The organism is Streptomyces sp. NPDC060198 (assembly GCF_042728415.1).
Taxonomy (GTDB): Bacteria; Actinomycetota; Actinomycetes; order Streptomycetales; family Streptomycetaceae; genus Streptomyces.
In genome coordinates this window covers 1-14504 of record NZ_JBHWZJ010000180.1, presented here as the reverse complement: position 1 = coordinate 14504, position 14504 = coordinate 1, and the positions used below count along the sequence as shown (strand labels likewise).

Annotated in this window: 14 protein-coding genes; 9 read left to right on the top strand and 5 right to left on the bottom strand. The window is 71.6% G+C overall.

Going from position 1 to position 14504, the window contains the following annotated elements; all coding sequences use genetic code 11:
• Positions 1–101: 101 nt before the first annotated feature.
• From ACFWEP_RS21290 to ACFWEP_RS21280, 3 genes are read left to right on the top strand one after another with little or no spacing between them, the layout of a single operon-like run.
• Complete coding sequence (locus tag ACFWEP_RS21290) at positions 102–1046, top strand: ABC transporter ATP-binding protein (protein ID WP_387371875.1); 945 nt, start codon at positions 102–104, stop codon at positions 1044–1046.
• Positions 1043–2023 (top strand): ABC transporter permease subunit, encoded by a 981-nt coding sequence (locus tag ACFWEP_RS21285; protein WP_387371873.1) that lies wholly within the window; start codon positions 1043–1045, stop codon positions 2021–2023. The genes ACFWEP_RS21290 and ACFWEP_RS21285 overlap by 4 nt, the downstream gene beginning before the upstream one ends.
• A 55-nt stretch (positions 2024–2078) precedes the next feature.
• The gene (locus ACFWEP_RS21280; RefSeq protein WP_387371872.1) at positions 2079–2468 is read left to right on the top strand and encodes a GntR family transcriptional regulator; all 390 of its coding nucleotides are present in this window, start codon (positions 2079–2081) and stop codon (positions 2466–2468) included.
• On the opposite strand, the gene ACFWEP_RS21275 is transcribed toward ACFWEP_RS21280, so the two are convergent.
• On the bottom strand, positions 2428–3699 hold the full coding sequence (locus ACFWEP_RS21275; protein ID WP_387371871.1) for an FAD-dependent monooxygenase: 1272 nt from the start codon (positions 3697–3699) through the stop codon (positions 2428–2430). The two genes, ACFWEP_RS21280 and ACFWEP_RS21275, sit on opposite strands and share 41 nt — an antisense overlap.
• A 199-nt stretch (positions 3700–3898) precedes the next feature.
• Here ACFWEP_RS21275 and ACFWEP_RS21270 point away from each other — a divergent pair, with 199 nt between their 5' ends.
• On the top strand, positions 3899–4924 hold the full coding sequence (locus tag ACFWEP_RS21270) for a TetR/AcrR family transcriptional regulator C-terminal domain-containing protein (RefSeq protein WP_387371869.1): 1026 nt from the start codon (positions 3899–3901) through the stop codon (positions 4922–4924).
• 42 nt (positions 4925–4966) lie between these two features.
• Here ACFWEP_RS21270 and ACFWEP_RS21265 read toward each other — a convergent pair whose 3' ends face one another.
• The gene (locus ACFWEP_RS21265; RefSeq protein ID WP_387371868.1) at positions 4967–5284 is read right to left on the bottom strand and encodes a hypothetical protein; all 318 of its coding nucleotides are present in this window, start codon (positions 5282–5284) and stop codon (positions 4967–4969) included.
• A 285-nt stretch (positions 5285–5569) separates the two neighbouring features.
• Here ACFWEP_RS21265 and ACFWEP_RS21260 point away from each other — a divergent pair, with 285 nt between their 5' ends.
• The gene (locus ACFWEP_RS21260; protein WP_387371876.1) at positions 5570–7831 is read left to right on the top strand and encodes a HelD family protein; all 2262 of its coding nucleotides are present in this window, start codon (positions 5570–5572) and stop codon (positions 7829–7831) included.
• A 20-nt stretch (positions 7832–7851) separates the two neighbouring features.
• Here ACFWEP_RS21260 and ACFWEP_RS21255 read toward each other — a convergent pair whose 3' ends face one another.
• Both ACFWEP_RS21255 and ACFWEP_RS21250 read right to left on the bottom strand, forming a co-directional pair.
• Positions 7852–8211: a hypothetical protein gene (locus ACFWEP_RS21255; RefSeq protein WP_387371867.1), complete on the bottom strand. Its 360-nt coding sequence runs from the start codon at positions 8209–8211 to the stop codon at positions 7852–7854.
• A gap of 416 nt (positions 8212–8627) precedes the next feature.
• Positions 8628–9548 carry a cation transporter gene (locus ACFWEP_RS21250; protein ID WP_387371866.1) on the bottom strand — a complete coding sequence of 307 codons (921 nt, stop codon included), beginning with the start codon at positions 9546–9548 and terminating at the stop codon, positions 8628–8630.
• A 237-nt stretch (positions 9549–9785) separates the two neighbouring features.
• On the opposite strand from ACFWEP_RS21250, the gene ACFWEP_RS21245 reads away from it, so the two are divergent.
• A complete protein-coding gene (locus ACFWEP_RS21245; RefSeq protein ID WP_387371865.1) occupies positions 9786–10250 on the top strand; it encodes an ATP-binding protein in 465 nt (154 codons plus the stop codon).
• A gap of 114 nt (positions 10251–10364) precedes the next feature.
• Here ACFWEP_RS21245 and ACFWEP_RS21240 read toward each other — a convergent pair whose 3' ends face one another.
• Complete coding sequence (locus ACFWEP_RS21240) at positions 10365–10667, bottom strand: STAS domain-containing protein (RefSeq protein ID WP_387371864.1); 303 nt, start codon at positions 10665–10667, stop codon at positions 10365–10367.
• A 387-nt stretch (positions 10668–11054) separates the two neighbouring features.
• Between ACFWEP_RS21240 and ACFWEP_RS21235 the strand changes: the two genes are divergently transcribed.
• From ACFWEP_RS21235 to ACFWEP_RS21225, 3 genes are all read left to right on the top strand, one after another.
• On the top strand, positions 11055–12008 hold the full coding sequence (locus tag ACFWEP_RS21235) for an AraC family transcriptional regulator (RefSeq protein WP_387371863.1): 954 nt from the start codon (positions 11055–11057) through the stop codon (positions 12006–12008).
• A gap of 157 nt (positions 12009–12165) precedes the next feature.
• Positions 12166–12513, top strand: a complete 348-nt coding sequence (locus ACFWEP_RS21230) for an STAS domain-containing protein (RefSeq protein ID WP_387371862.1) — start codon at positions 12166–12168, stop codon at positions 12511–12513.
• Positions 12514–12928: 415 nt separating this feature from the next.
• Positions 12929–14005: a threonine/serine dehydratase gene (locus ACFWEP_RS21225; protein ID WP_387371861.1), complete on the top strand. Its 1077-nt coding sequence runs from the start codon at positions 12929–12931 to the stop codon at positions 14003–14005.
• Positions 14006–14504 lie beyond the last annotated feature (499 nt).

Sequence of the window (14504 nt, the reverse complement as noted above, 5' to 3'; positions counted from 1 at the left end):
GGTCACGCCCTCCCGAACCACTACCGGGTGAGGGCGCCTTGACAGTTTCCCGACCTACAGACCATGATTCCATTAGTTGACTAATGGAATTGGGGCGAGGCGTGGAACACCCGAGCACACCGAGCGAGACCTCCGGGCCATGGGCCCTGGAGGCCCGCGGACTGAGCAAGCGCTACCGCCGCGGCTGGGCGCTGCGGGACTTCTCCTTCCGGCTCCCGGCCGGAAGGATCTGCGGTCTCGTCGGCCCCAACGGCGCGGGAAAGAGCACCCTGCTCGGCATCGCGTCCCAGCAGATCGCCCCCACCGAGGGCGAGTTGAAGATCTTCGGCATCCCGTCGGACGACGCGTCGGCGATGCCCAGGTTCGCCTTCCTCGGCCAGGAAAAGCCGCTCTTCAAGCGGTTCACGGTGGCCGAGACACTGCGGATGGGCGCCGAACTCAACCCCGGCTGGGACATGGCGGCGGCGGAGCGGATCGTCCGCTCGGGCCAGGTCCCTCTGGAGGCGCGCGTCGGCACGCTCTCCGGCGGCCAGCGCACCCGGGTCGCGTTCGCGCTCGCCTTCGGCAAGCGCCCCGGCCTGCTGCTGCTCGACGAACCGATGTCGGACCTCGACCCGCTGGCGCGCGACGAGATGAGCACCCTGCTGATGGCCGAGGCCGCCGAACGCGGAACGACGGTGCTGATGTCCTCCCACATGCTGGGCGAGCTGGAGGACATGTGCGACCACCTGCTGGTGGTGTCCGAGGGGCGGCTCAGGATGGCCGGTGAAACCGACGCACTCGTCCCTGCCCACGCCTTGGTGACCGGACTGGCGCCGGACGGCGGGCTGCCGCCGGAGCTGACCCGCCACACCGTGATCGAGTCCCGGGTCCAGGGCCGCCAGTTCCAGGCGCTGGTACGCGCCGAGGGGCCGCTCACCGGCGACTGGCAGATCACCGAACCGAGCCTGGAGGAGGTGCTGCTGGCCCACCTCCGCTCACCGGACGCGCCCGCACTCGTCGCCCCGGGTGCCCGCACCGACGCCGAGGGGATCACCGCATCATGACCACGACCACCCTGACCGACCCCACCACGGGGGCGGGAACCGTCCGGCGCGGCCCGCTGCGCGGACTGGCCTGGCTCGTGGTGCGCCAGCACCGGGCGACGCTGTACTGCGTGCTCGCGCTGGTGGTCCTCGGCGCGGCCGTGATCGCGTACGAGCGCGGGCAGATGATCGACACGCTGCACGCGGCCGGGTGGCCGCGCGAGAGCGCGCCGGATCAGGCCGTCCCCGCACGGGTCTGGAACTACGTCACGCTGGCCCTCGGCCTGCTCCCGACGCTCCTCGGCGTGCTCGTCGGCGCTCCGCTGATCGCCTCCGACACGGAGCAGGGCACCGCGCAACTGGTCACCACCCAGTCGGTGGCGCGCCGCCGCTGGCTGATCGCCAAGCTGACGCTGGGCTACTGCGTCGCCCTCTTCGCCGGCCTGGTGCTCTCCGTCCTCTTCACCTGGTGGTGGAAGCCGTACCGCTCGGTCTTCCCCGCCGTCTGGCTGGACGGGTCGGTGTTCAACGGCACCGGGCCGGTCCTGCCCGCCTTCTGCCTGTTCCTGACCGCGGCAGGCATCACCATCGGGGTCCTGCTGCGCCGGGTGCTGATGGCGATGGTGGTGACCCTGGGCTTCTCCGTGTTCGTGAACGTCCTCTGGGACCGGTTCCGCGACGGGCTCGGCACCAGCCACCTGTACACGTACCCGCTGAACGCGGAAAGCTCCCTCGGCAGCTACCAGGACGTGCAGCAGCTCGACAGCTGGGTCGGCAGCGCGGACGGCACGCTCTACGGCTGGGGCATCTGCGCCAAGGCCACCGAGGCGGCACAGAACGCCTGCATCAAGGACAAGGGCATCGTCAACAACGTCGTCGAGTACCTCGAATACGACCAGATGAACGCCATGCAGTGGACCGGCGCAGGCATCCTGCTCGCCGCCACGGCGCTGTTGACGGTGTTCGTCGTGTGGCGTGTCTCCCGGCGCCCGCTGTGACGGCACGCCCCCCGTGTCCGTAAAGTCTCCTCAGTCGAGCGGAAGGTGAAGAGCAGTGGTCGTTTTCCGCATCGACCGGCGCAGTGGCATCGCCACGTACCTGCAGATCGTGCACCAGGTCGAGCAGGCCCTGCGGATGGGCGCCCTCCAGGAGGGGGACAAGCTGCCCACGGCCGCACAGGTGGCCGCCGGCACCAAGGTCAACCCCAACACGACCCTCAAGGCGTACCGGGAGCTGGAGCGCCTCGGTTTCGCCGAAGTGCGCCAGGGGGCCGGCACCTTCATCACCCGTAACCTCGCCCGGCCCCAGTCGGGACCCGACTCGCCGCTCCGCACCTCCCTGGACGCGTGGCTGGTCCAGGCGCGGACCGAAGGGCTGTCGGGGCACGACGTGAAGGCGCTGTTCAGCGCCGCGTACGAGACGGCGTACCCGAGCGAGAGCTGAGGCCGGGCCCGGCCGGGAGGTGGGCGTAGACGGGCAGGTCGATGTCCCCGGCCTTGGCGAACTGGGCGGCCAGCACCTGCCGCACGGGCCAGCGGTTCATCGACCGCATCGAGGCGGCGCGCAGCCGGATGGCGAGCGCGCCGTCCGGTGCGTACGCCGAGGCGCCGCCGGGCGGGAGCTGCTGCGCCCGGGTGACGTAGGGGCGCATGATCCGGTCGTAGTTCCGGAAGGCGTCCAGGTGCCCGGCGCCGGGCCGGGTCAGTTCGCCCGCCAGCACGTACGCGCCGACGAGGGCGAGGCTCGTCCCCATGCCGGTGAGGGGCGAGGGACAGTGTCCGGCGTCGCCGAGCAGCACCGTCCGCCCGCGCGACCAGCTGTCGAGACGCACCTGCCCCAGCGAGTCGAAGAAGAAGTCGTCGCAGGTGCGCATCGCCGCGACGAGGCGCGGGACCTCCCACCCGACGCCCTCGAACCGACGGGCGATCAGGTCCTGTTGGGCGCGCACGTCGTGACGGTCGTAGGTGAAGGGCTCCGCGCGGAAGCTGAGTCCGGCCTTGATCTCACCGGGCAGCCGGCCGGGGCGCGCGGAGGCGACGAGCCCGCCGGGAGCATTGAACATCCGGAACCAGCCGCCGAGGTCCCAGTCCTCCCGGGCCGTGAACCATGCGGTCCAGCAGTTCAGCGGGCGGACGAAGTCGACCTCGGGGCCGAAGGCGAGCGACCGGACCACGGAGTGCGGCCCGTCGGCCCCCACCACGACCCCGAAGCGGCGCCGGCCGGTCTTCTCGAAGGTGACCGTGACGCCGTCGTCGTCCTGGACGAGGGCGGTGACGGTGTCGTCGAAGAGGTACTCCACGCCGGGCGAGGCACCGGCGGTGGGCGGGGTCGCGTCGTACAGGAGGCGGGCGAGGTCGCCGCGGAGGATCTCGATCTCGGAGACGATCCCCTCCCCTCCGAAGGCGGCGGTCGGCATCGCGGCGGTGACCCGGTCCCGGGCGTCCACCATGGCGAGGCCGCGCTGGTCGACGGCGAGCGCGCGGGCCCGGTCCATGAGGCCCATACGGCTGATCACCTCCCGGCCCGCACCACGGAGATCCACGGTCTGCCCGCCCGGCCGGGGACCCGGCGCCCGTTCGACGACCGTGACGTCGAAGCCCGCCGCGCGTAGCCAGTACGCCAGGGCCGGACCGGCGATGCCCGCGCCGGAGATGAGTACGTCATTTCTTCTCATGCCGTCGAATGTACGGCGTACGCACACCTCTGCACAACCTGCAAATCCCCGGCAAAACGAGGGAGTTCACCCTCAGGTGCACTAGCACACGAACTCCGGGTGCACCACAATTCGGGGCGCCCCCGCGACGACCGGAGCCCTTCACCCCAGCAGGCGCGGTACAGTGCGCCCCGCAGAGGTGCACTAGTACGGAGGTGTCATGGTCCGCCCAGAGGAATCGCACGGAGAACCCGGGCGGGCGCCGGTGCCGGTGCCGCCGTACCGCCGGATCGCCGCGATTCTGCGGGGGCGGATCGAGTCGGGGGGACTCGCCCCCGGTGACCGCATCCCCTCCACCCGGGAGATCGCCCGGCAGTGGGGGGTGGCCATGGCCACCGCGACCAAGGTCATCGCCGAGCTGCGGCACGAGGGGCTGGTACGGCCGGTGCCCGGCGTGGGCACCGTGGTCGAGGGCACCGCCCGGACACGACGCCCGGCGGCGGTTCCACCCGCCCCGGGTGCGGCCCGGTCCACCCCCCGGACTCCGGGCGGGGCTGCCGCTCCGGAAGGCGCCGGCGTCGCGCTCGCCCGGGAGCGGATCATCGCCACGGCCATCGCCGTCGCGGACGCGGAGGGACTGGGCGCGGCTTCGATGCGGCGGGTGGCCAACGAGCTGGGCGCGGCGACCATGTCGCTCTACCGGCACGTGGCCGACAAGGACGACCTGGTGACACAGATGATGGACGCCGCCTGCTCCGCATGGCGCTTTCCGGCCGAGTACCCGACGGGCTGGCGGGAGCGACTGGAATGCGCCGCGCGCCTGCTGTGGGAGACGTTCCGCCGCCATCAGTGGCTGGCCCCGGCACTGTCGGTGACCCGGCCGCAGCTGCTCGCCGGAGCCATGCCCTTCACCGAGTGGGTGCTTCAGGCCTTGGACGGCCGCGGACTCGACAGGCAGACACACTTCACGATCCACGTCACCTTGTTCAATTACGTGCGGGGAACGGCGATCAATATCGAGCCCGAAGCCGTGGCCGAGGAATTCACCGGCCTGACGAGCGACGAGTGGATGGACACGCAGAAACCACAACTCCGCCAGGCATTCTCGGCCGGCGCGTTCCCCACCCTGGAGCGCATCACCGGAGCCGGTTACGACTTCGATCTCGACATGCTTTTCGAGTTCGGCCTGCAACGCCTCCTGGACGGTTTCGCCACCCTGATCGACGGGCCGCCCCGCCGCCCCTGACCCGCGAGTGACCGGCCCCGGCCGGATCGGAGGCGCCTCCGGTCAGTCCGCCCGCGCCTCCGGGCGGGGCCGGGACGCGCCACGGGCCCGTCCCGTGGCCGCAGGGTGCCGGGACGCGGCCGCTCCGGGGAAGTCGGGGTCGTCCTCGGCGGTCGGCAGCGCACGGTGCCCCTCCGAGTGGTCGTTGACCCATCCGCAGCCCGCACAGGCGTAGCGCCCGTCCAGACCGGCGATGAGCGTGCCGCACCGGCGGCACTCGGTATAGGTGACCTCGGGCGCGGCCATGGGGCCGTCGGCGGCGGGCCGCCGCCCCGGGACGGCCGCGTCCGTACCTGACGGGGGCTCGGCGGAAAACTCCATGGCGGAAGGCTACGCCGCGCCCCGCGCACGCCGGACCGCGTCCGCCCGCCCGGCATGCGCGGGAACGGGGCGGGACCGCTCGGGACGGGAGCGTCCGGGGCGTTTGTCCGCGGAACGCAAAAACGCCCCGGACCGCATTGGCGTCCGAGGCAATCGTCCGATTAGACTGAATGTTTCCCGTGATGTCGACGCGTCATCTTCGCGGCGCCATCCTCACGCACTTTCACGGGAGAAATTCACAGGGCTGATCCTATCTTTTACGGAGTGACATTGTCAAGCGAGGAAATGGTTCGCGAGCAGGAATTCGTCACCCTGCTCCACGAGCGACTCGACACCCTGCGGGAGGGAACCGAAGGCGCCGTGCGGGGCTCGCTGGGGCAGCCCGTGCACAGCCGGCAGGCCCGACTGGAGCGGGACGTCATGGTCGCCGAGCAGTCGGACCGCCTCGCCACGCTGAACGCCGTGGAGGACGGGCTCTGTTTCGGCCGCATCGACCTCCGCGACGGCACGCACCACCACATCGGCCGGCTCGGCATCCGCGACGAAGACGAGGCGCGCACCCCGCTGCTCGTCGACTGGCGCGCACCGGTGGCCCGCCCGTTCTACCTGGCGACGGGCCACACCCCCATGGGGCTCCGGCGCCGCAGACACCTGAGCACGCGCGAACGGCGGGTCACGGCCCTGCACGACGAGATCCTGGATCTGGACGAGACCGCGCCCGCGCACCGCACGGGATACGAGGACCCCAACGGCGACGCCGTGCTGCTGGCCGCCGTGAACGCCACCCGCACCGGCCGCATGACCGACATCGTGCGGACCATCCAGGCCGAGCAGGACCGCATCATCCGTGCCCCGCACCGGGGTGTGCTCGTGGTGGAAGGGGGGCCCGGCACCGGAAAGACGGCGGTCGCCCTGCACCGCGCCGCGTACCTGCTGTACGCGTACCGCGAGCAGCTGGCCCGCCGGGCGGTACTGATCGTCGGCCCCAACCCGGCCTTCCTCGGCTACATCGGCAATGTGCTGCCCTCCCTGGGCGAGACCGGCGTGCTGCTCGCCACCCCGGACGAGCTCTTCCCCGGGGTACGGGCCACCGGCACCGACACCCCGCGGGCCGCGGCCGTCAAAGGCTCCGCCCGGATGGCCGAGGTCCTGCGCGAGGCGGTCGCCGGCCGGCAGCGCCTGCCCGCGGGGCCGATCGGGATCGCCCACGAGCAGGACACCCTGTTCCTCGGCCCCGACACGGTCCTCCGCGTGAGGGCGGAGGCCCGGAACACCGGGCTGCCGCACAACCTCGCCCGCCGCCCGTTCGCCTCGGGGGTCGTCGACGCGCTGACCCGGCAGCTAGCCGACCGTATCGGGGCCGACCCTCTCGGCGGCCCCAATCTGCTCGACCCCTCCGACGTGGAGCAGCTGCGCGAGGAGGTGGCCGCCAACCCGGAGGTGCACGCGGCGATCGACGGCCTCTGGCCCCGCCTCACCCCCCAGCAGTTCCTCGCCGAGTACCTCGCGGCTCCCACCGGACTTCCGGCCGGGGACGCGGAGTCGGTCCGCCGCGACGACACGGACCCCACCGGTCTGACGGACCGCACGGAGTGGACCGCCGCCGACATCCCCCTGCTCGACGAGGCCGCCGAACTGCTCGGCGAGGACGACAGCGGCCTGCGGGCGGCCGAGGAGGCGGAGCGACGGCAGCGGATCGCGTACGCCCAGGGCGTCCTGGACCTTTCCGAAGGCTCCCGCTCCACCGACTTCGAGGACGAGGACGACGCGGAGATCCTCTCCGCTCACGACATCATCGACGCCGAACGCTTCGCCAAGCGGCAGGAGGAGGCGGACCACCGCAGCGCCGCCGAGCGCGCCGCCGCCGACCGGACCTGGGCCTTCGGCCACATCATCGTCGACGAGGCGCAGGAACTCTCCGCGATGGCCTGGAGGTTGCTGATGCGTCGGTGCCCGACCCGCTCCATGACGCTGGTCGGCGATCCGGCGCAGACGGGTTCGGCGGCCGGGGCCGACAGCTGGGCCGGCATCCTCGGACCGTACGTCGGCGACCGGTGGGAGCACACCCGCCTGGACGTCAACTACCGTACGCCGCGGGAGATCATGGAGACGGCCGCCGAGGTGCGGCGGGAGACCGACCCTTCCTTCGAGCCGCCCCGCTCGGTGCGTTCCACCGGTGTCACGCCGTGGACCCTTCACGCGGAGCCGGAGAAGCTGGTACGCGTGGCGGCCGAGGCCGTCGCCCGCGAGGCCCTGTACGAGGGGAAACTCGCGGTGATCGCGCCGCGGGAACTCCACGCCGAGCTGGCCAGGGCCCTGCCCGGGTCCTCGTACGGAGCCGAACCCGACCTGGCGGCCCGGGTGGTGATCCTGGACGCGCGGCAGTCCAAGGGCCTGGAGTTCGACTCGGTCGTCGTCGTGGCGCCCGAACGCATCAGGACCGGCTCTCCGCGCGGGGTCAACGACCTGTACGTGGCGCTGACCCGCGCGACCCAGCGGCTCGGGCTGATCGGATTCCCCCCGGCGCTGCCGGAGGAGGAGGCGTGACGCGCTCCGCGCCCCGGTTCTCAGATGCCGCCCACGATGCTGGGCGGCACCACCAGATGACGGGCCCGGTGCTCCAGGACGAGCGCCCGCGGCATCGTCGTGGACACCACGTCCGAGGCGCACCGTCCGCACGACGGGACGGTGTCGGGTACGTGCGCGGTGTGCTGGTTGGCGATGTGCTGGGAGAGCCGGATCTGCGTGGTGATCACCTGGTCGAAGGGGTCGCAGTCGATGCCGGGACCCACCTCCTCCCGGGCCGCCGCCGCGAGTTCGGGCGCCTCTCTCATCCGCCGGTACAGGGTCACGCAGTCTCCGCAGTCCCACATCCAGGGGGGCGGGAGGGGCCATTTGTCGGCTTCGTCGGCGTCGAGGTCGTCCACGGCGACCACGCTAGCGCCCACCGGCCGTGCGCGGTGCGCAATGGGCCAATTACCCACCGCCAGGGGTGCTCCGGACGTCGGCCGTGGTGCACGCGTCGTCCGGGGCACCGGTCGCCCGGCGTCAGGCGATGCCGAGGCGGTGTCTGAGGGGCGGCCCCTCGTGGTCGTGCCGGAAGAGTCCCGCCCGGCGCAGCTCCGCACCACACCCCGGGTCAACAGGTCCAGCCCTTCCGGCAGATGGCTGTGCGAGAGGACGAAGCCGTCCGCCGCTCTCTCCCGCAAGAGCGCGGCCGGCTCGGCGGCATCGGGGCTCGATCGGGGCTCGATCGGGGCTCGATCAGCGGGTGCGAGGGGTGAACGGCGGACGCGCTCCGCCACGGGGCACACCGGCGGCACCGGCCCGGATCACCGGCGCCTCAAAGCAACAGCCCGGGGTCCGAGGTGATCTCGACGACGCTCCACGGTTCGTAGGGCAGGGCGGCGAGCCCTTCACGCAGTGCCCGCCGCACACGGTCCTCGCCGGCGACGTCCCAGCTGTCCCGCGGCACCACGAACGTGACCTCCACGTACAGCTTCTGGCCCACCTTGCTGGTACGCAGAACCGGTTCGGGGAGCCCTTCGGCGGCGCGCACCCGCTCCACCACCTCCCCGACCCGTTGCCGCACCACCGGTTCGGGAGCCGACTCCAGCAGCTCGGACGCGGCCTGCCGGAGCATCCGCACGGGCAGCGTGCCGAGCAGTGCGCAACTCAGCAGGACCAGCACCGAGTCGGCGTACGCCTTCGCGCCGCTCCACACCGTGGTGCCCAGGACCAGCGCCACCACCCCGCCCACCGCGATGAGGAGGCTGGTCACGGCCCCCGCGAGCCAGACGGTCGCCTCCGTACGGATCAGGTCCGTCCGCGGGCAGCGCCGCGCCAGGTGGCCGTACGCCGCCAGGCACGCCAGACCGGTCACCGCTCCGTACACGGCCAGGCCCGCCGCCGCCACCTCGGAGCCTCCGTCCAGGATGACCCGTACCGCCTCCACGGCGGCGTAGCCGAGTGTCCCGAGCAGCGCGAGGCCCTGCACCCCGACGACCACCGGTACGAGCGACTCGCGCCCGAACGGGAAGCGCCGCGTCGGTCCGGCCGCGGCGGTGCGCGACGCGCGGAGCGCGAGCCAGGAGAGGCCGATGCCGAGCACGGTGTAGACGCCGTCGAGCAGGATCACCTGCGACCCGGCGACGAGCCCCCACGCCAGTCCCGCGACCGCGAGCACGACCGAGACCGCCATCGAGACACGCAACGCGCGCTGCTCCTGCCGCGCCGCCTCCGGGGACGGCTCTCCGTCTTCCACCCCCTCATGCTCGCGGGGGCCCGCCAGGGGGGCAACCGGACCTCCGGGAGGCGCACCGGGGCGATCGGGGGCGCGCCGGCCCCGGGCCACAGGGACCTCGGCGTCACGCCCGAGCCGCCGGGCGGCCTCTTGTCCGGCAACGTCGGCGCCCGCCGCCGACCCGGGCTTTCGACTGGGGGGACCGATCGGGGAAAGCCTGGTCACGGGTGGCCACCGACCTGTGTAGGTGCGGGATCGGTGGGCATATGGGACCGACGAGGTGGTGCAGCAGAGGGCAATGGAGGCGGCGTGAGCGGGGAGCTTGCAAGCGTTCTCGTCAAGGGAGCCCCCCTCCCGACGAGCGCGGCCGACGCCCGCGATCACATCGAGGCCTTGCTCCGCGAGCGGTTCGTCCCCGGCAACGACGGATTCCGGGACGACACCGTAGGGACAGACGCCCTTCTGGTGACCTCCGAGTTGGTCACCAACGCATCCCGCCACGGCGGAGGGCTCACGGATTTCTCCGCACGGATCCAGGACGACGAACTCTTCCTGTCGGTCGCCGACGAGAGCACCGAGCTGCCGGTCGTCCGCCCGCGCACACCGGGCGAGTACGCCGTGGGGGGTTACGGGTGGCCGATGGTCATCCGCTTGACGAAGAGCCTGTCCGTCGTCCCGACCGCCACCGGAAAGAGAATCGAAGCCGTCATCTCCCTCACCTGAGTTCCGCCGTGCAGCCACGCGGATCGAACCGGTTGCCGGACGTGACCCGTCCGCCCCCGGGGAGAGGGATCTCCGGCAGTCGGCCCGGCGCGGGTCTTCGGGAACGTCGAGCCGTCAGCCGGCGCGCAGAGTGTCCGCGCCGGAGCAGCTCCACGACGCGGGAGCGGAGTCGCCCTCGGCGAGAAAGCGAGTGGTGGTTTCCGTGGCGTCGAGGAGGCGGCGCACGGCAAAGGACGGTGCGGTCACGAGGACTCGGGTGCCGTGCGAGTCGCGCTCGCACAGCGCGCGCAGAAAGGCCACGTCCGCGAAGGTGACGGCGGAGCAATGGACCACGATGCGAGGCGTCCGCGCCCGGCCGATGGACTGGTCGAGGACTCCGGTGGTGGCTGCGTCGAAGGCCCCCCGCGCGTACAGCACAGATCGGCCGTCACATACGTCCTGGTGCGCCGTGACCTCGGCCCGCCCGCTGCTGTGCCGGGCGGTGTGGGGTGTGAGCACTGCAGACCTCTCTCGGTGCGTGGACGACAGGGTCCCCCTGCCGCGGTGGGCCGCTCGACGCCACGGATGCCCTTCTCCCCGTCCGGCACACCCGCGGAGCCGCACTTCACGGTCGGCCTTTCGCGGCAGAGGCCACCGCTCTTCGTTTTCCGACCCTTCGGAGCCTCGCCGCCCGCAGACCGGCACTCCCGAGCGGTGGCCGTCAGCCTCGCCCACTCGTCCCCGCCGCACCCGTGAACCGCATGTGGCGGCGTCGTACGCTTACGCGGGGAACGCCCCCGCCGGAGCGCACATGAAGAGGCACAGGTGGACACGGAGCGGTTCGACAGCACCGACCTGGGAGCGACGGAGGAGTTCCTGTCGCGTGTGTACACGCCGATGCGCATCGGCGGCCGGCCCAACGACACGCAGACGCGCATCGAGAGGACCGCTGCCGGGGGCCTGACCGTCGACCGCCTCACCTTCGGTTACACCATGTCCTACACCGCCAACCCTCTGGGCCGGATCTGCTTGATCACCGTGCACAGCGGCAGCATGGTGGACACCACCGAGGGCCGCGACGAGGTCTACGGCCCGGGCGAAACCTTCCTCATCGCCCCTCCCGACCGCCCCTACACGGGCGCCCTGCACTCCGCGCGCTACACCACCACCATGTTCGACCCGGCCGTGCTCGACACGGTGGCCGCCGCGGGAGCCCACCGCGCTCCGGGGCCGGTCCGGCTCACCGGCCGGCGCGCACTCGACGGCGGCGCCAACCGCCGGTTGGGCGGCACCGTGGCTTTCCTCCGCGACCACGTCCTGACGGGGCCCACCGCCCCCGACCCACTCGTCGTCGCCACCGCCACCCACCATCTGGCCGCTGTCGCCCTCTCCGCGCTCCCCAGCACCGCCTACCAGGAGGAGTGCCATCGCGTCGACAGCCGTGACGCCCATACCGGCACCCTGCGCCGGGCCAGGACCTTCATCGAAGAGAACGCCCACCGGGCCATCGGCCTGTCCGACATCGCCGCCGCCGCGTTCGTCACCCCACGGGCCGTGCAGTACGCCTTCAGCCGGCACACCGACACGAGCCCTCTCGGCTACCTGCGGCAGGTGCGCCTCATCCGTGCGCACCGCGAGCTGAAGACCGCGGACCCCGGCACGTCCAGTGTGACGCGGATAGCCGCCCGTTGGGGTTTCCCGCACGTCGGCCGCTTCGCAGCCGCGTACCGTCGGCTCTACGGCACCACCCCCGCCGCGACCCTTCGCACCCGCGGCTGAGACCGGCGCCGGGCGACATGGCCGGGCGGCCACCGGGCCCCCCTTCGTGACGCAGAGGTCCCGGCAATGCTTCCTCGTCGGCGGAGGGGCGAGCACCTGTCGTCATCGGAATCCGGGGCTTGCCGCGTTCTGAAGGGACACAGGTAACATTTGCCCGATGACAACACTTGGCGGTCCCGTCGGCGAACGCCCCCTACCGGTGGTCGCGCCTCACGGAGAGATCGACGAAGACACCCTCGAACCCCTGAGGCGGGACATCGAGGTCGCCCTCGCCTCTCATGGCGGCCTCGTCCTCGACGCCGCCCGCGTCACCTTCGGGGACTCGACGTTCCTCCAGCTGATCCTTCTCACCCACCAACGGGGTCTCCTGCGCATCGCCGCACCGTCCATGGCGCTGCGTCGGCTCTTCAGCATCACGGGGGCCGACACGGTTCTTCACCTGTACGCCGATCTCGACGAAGCCCTCGCCGCATCCTCGGGCACCGGATCCGCCCCGGTGGCGTAGGAGCGCTCGCGGGCCAGCGGCCCGGGCCGACGGATGCCGCCCGGCCGAGGAAGGGCCTGTGCGGCCGGCGGAGAAGGGGGGTGACGCGCTACGCGCGGTGTACGCAAGCGTCTCCGCGTCCTCTACCACCACCGGCGCAGTCCGCACGAGCACCACGCCTGTGGTGGTGTAGGCGACAGGAGTGGAAACCGTACGGGTTCATCCGGCGGGGCGACCACCGGAGTGGCGGCCGTTACCGAGATCTCCACAACGGCCCGACTCGGGCCGTTGTGGTCAGGGTGCAGTCGCCCCCCTACGGACTCCTCGACCGACGTCGGGGACCCCTGCGTTGCCTCCGGCGCCGTCAAGAAGGGTGTCCTGCGCAGCCTGGCAGTTGCTCTTGGAACCAGCGTCGGTGCCGCTAGGCTGCTGTGTCGTGCAGGAGACGCGTCTCGACGTTGCTCGGATCCGGGCGGCTCGCCAGGTGATCGACCCGATGTTTCTCGACACTCCGCTGTACCGCTGCGAGGCGCTGGAGCCCCACCTGGGATGCGCGGTGAGCGTCAAGCTCGAAACGGCCAATCCGGTCCGCAGCTTCAAGGCCCGCGGCACCGAGGTGGTCACGAGCCGACTCGTCGATGACGGCTCGCGAGCCGTGGTGTGCGCGAGCGCGGGCAATCTGGGTCAAGCCCTCGCCTGGTCCGGTCGCGGCCGGGGGCTCGACGTCACCGTCGTGGCATCCCGCTTCGCGACTCGGGCCAAGCTCGATCGCATCCGCGCATTGGGTGCCGGGTTGGAGCTGGTGGACGGCGACCACGAGGTGGCTCGCGAGCGGGCGGCGGACATCGCGCGCTACGGGGGCATCCGGCTGGTCGAGGACAGCCTGGACATCGAGACCTGCGAGGGCGCCGCGACCATCGGCCTGGAGCTGGTGGACACCGCATCGTCGTTCGACGCCGTTCTGATCGCTCTCGGCGGCGGGGCGCTGGCCACCGGTGTGGGCCATGTGGTGAAGGCTTTGGCGCCCGGGGTCGAGGTGATCTGCGTCCAGCCGCTGGGCGCACCGGCGATGACACGCTCCTGGCACCAGCGGCGCGTCGTCACCACCGACTCGACCGACACCATCGCTGACGGCGTTGCCGGCCGACGTCCCATCCCGGCCGTCCTGGACGACCTGCTCCTGGTCGCTGACGACGCCGTCCTGGTCCAGGAGGCGTCGATCGTCGCCGGTATGCGGATGCTTCTCGACCACGCCGGCCTCGTCGTCGAACCCTCGGCCGCACTCGGCATCGCGGCGATCCTCGAAGACCGTGACCGCTTCGCCGGCCGACACGTCGCCACCATCGTGTGCGGCAGTAACGTCGACGTAGACGCCTACCACCAATGGGTCGGCCCGGCGAACACCCGTCCTTCCGACGGGATTCTCGACGTTCGGCCACCACTCGGCCACCGAGACCGTCCGGCGAGGACTCCGGCTGACACACCGGCAATTCCATGGTCGCCGAATGGATGATCCCCAGGTCAAACGCTTGACCTGGGGTTCGTCCCGGAGCCCACTGTCGGATTCGTACCGACGACCTTCGCATGACAAGCGCGTCGGAATCGATGCAGCAGCCTGGTTCGGCACCGGAGCCGTTGTACGTGGGCTCGGCATCCCCTCACACCCGGTGAGGGTGGCGTTGTCATCGCCTCCACCAGGGCCAGTCCGCCGAGGCACCTCCTACCCTGGTCGTCGTGGTCTCCGTGTTCGTATCCAGCCGCCCCGTCACCAGTCTCAGCCACCACTGATGCACGTTGTCCACGCGTTCGGCCATCGGTCGCCCACAGGAGCCGCGAGTCCACGCGGCCTCTTCGGGGAACCCAGCTCAGGGGCCTGCGATCTCCTTGGGCCCAGGGACTTTTCTGGGACTTTCAGCTCTGTCGGAGGGACTTCTCGGGGGACTCTTCGGGGACTTTTCGCCGCCTGGAACCACAAGCTCCGGAAAGAGCGGAAAGGGCCTCCGACGCAGGTC